This is a genomic window from Halomonas sp. 3D7M (assembly GCF_014897885.1).
Taxonomy (GTDB): Bacteria; Pseudomonadota; Gammaproteobacteria; order Pseudomonadales; family Halomonadaceae; genus Vreelandella.
The window spans coordinates 1-1200 of sequence record NZ_JABUZF010000037.1 but is presented as its reverse complement, the minus strand read 5'-3'; the positions used below and the strand labels follow the sequence as shown (position 1 = coordinate 1200).

Annotated in this window: 2 pseudogenes; one reads left to right on the top strand and one right to left on the bottom strand. The window is 48.8% G+C overall.

Going from position 1 to position 1200, the window contains the following annotated elements:
• Positions 1-24 precede the first annotated feature (24 nt).
• Positions 25-417 (bottom strand): annotated as a pseudogene (locus tag INT22_RS01195) (TIR domain-containing protein); the annotation flags it as partial.
• An 82-nt stretch (positions 418-499) separates the two neighbouring features.
• Between INT22_RS01195 and INT22_RS01190 the strand changes: the two are divergent.
• Positions 500-1200: pseudogene (locus tag INT22_RS01190) on the top strand (IS630 family transposase); the annotation flags it as partial.

Here is a 1200-nt window from a genome sequence, read left to right as displayed (position 1 = left end):
GGGCCGGTCTCACGGATTCAGGACTTACTTTCCGGCAAGCTTTGCTGCTTCTTCTATCCACTTAGAAAGATCTTCTGAATTTGTATACTTATATGCCTTAAAGCCATTTTTTTCGACCTGACTCGGTATCGCTCCTGGAGAACCAGTATTGCCATCTTTATCTTTCAAGTGATGAATTTGTACAGCTACGAGGCCATTCCCCCTAGCTAAAGATTGCTCTATTTCATAATCAATATATTTACGGTCTTTAGTACCATAAGTAACAAAGACGACAGTCACTGAGGTGCGTACGAGCGCCTCGTCGATCATTTTTTTAATTTCTTTGTCACCTTTTTTCTTTGCCTCCTCCCACAAAGAGGCGTCTTGGAATCCCGCTGCTGCAGTTCCGGTTACATTAGGGATGCTACGTATTTGATTGACCTTCCAAACATACTTGTAAGTGCCTGATCACAAATTTCCGTGTAACATCGATTTTAAAATCACTGATACGGATAAACCTATGGCAAGGCGTCGCTTTGTTGATCCTCTCACAAAGTCTGAGCAGCAGGCACTAACCAAGGCCTATCACCAAAGCGAGAAGCGGGCTTTACGTCGACGTGCGAATGCCATCCTGCTGAGTGGTCAGGGCCATACCATCAACCAGATCAGTGACATTCTGCAGGTTCGCCGCGATGCCGTCTCTCGATGGCTCAAACAATGGGAAACGTTGGGGCTTGACGGGCTCGCCGATAAGCCCCGCAGTGGTCGGACACCTATTCTGGACGAGCACGACAACCAGCGATTGAAAGAAATGGTTGTTGAGCAGCCTCATCAGATTCGATCCTTACAGGCTCGGTTTCAGGAAGAGACTGGCAAGACAGTTAGCACGGTGACCCTTCGCCGGGCGTTGAAAAAAAAAATGATCTCAGCTTCAAGCGCATTCGTCATTCACTGAAGGCACGGCGTAACGAAAGGGATTTCCGCAATACTCAGGGCCTCCTTAAGGCGCTTCAGCAGCAGGAAGACGAAGGCGAGCACGAGCTTTACTATTTTGATGAGTCAGGCTTTTCACAATCGTCGTCAGTGCCATACGCGTGGAGCCCTGTCGGTCAACCCTGCGAAGTGACCGCCTACTCTCGTAGCCGAAGACTAAACGTATTAGGGTTCCTCAGCCGTGCAGGGAAGCTTGTCTACCATACCACGACGGAATCAGTGACGGCC